The following is a 256-nucleotide window of genomic DNA, read 5'->3' on the forward strand; positions in this document are numbered from 1 at the left end:
AATCGCCCAGCCAGCCCACGCGCCGCCCGCGCAGGTCGCTCTCGATCCGGTCAAGAAAGCTCTCGCGCGGCAGGCAGAAGGGGCGTTCGGGCACCGGGCCTGCCTGAACCTCGAGCAAGGCCGCCAGATCGCGCGGGCCGCGCGCCATCGGGCCATTCGTGGACAACGGATGCAGATAGGTATCGCCCTCGGCGTCATCCGGGACGCGGCCCCAGCTTGGGCGCATCCCGTAGACATTGTTCCAGCCCGCCGGGTT

General features: G+C 69.9%; 1 protein-coding gene. It reads right to left on the bottom strand.

What is annotated here, in order from left to right; all coding sequences use genetic code 11:
* Nucleotides 1–256, bottom strand: a 256-nt coding sequence (locus JI667_RS22270) for an amidase family protein (protein ID WP_244668434.1), incomplete at both ends; no start/stop codon positions are given.

Origin of the sequence: Bacillus sp. NTK074B (assembly GCF_017303375.1) — a bacterium.
In the GTDB taxonomy this organism is placed as follows: Bacteria; Bacillota; Bacilli; order Bacillales; family Bacillaceae_B; genus Rossellomorea.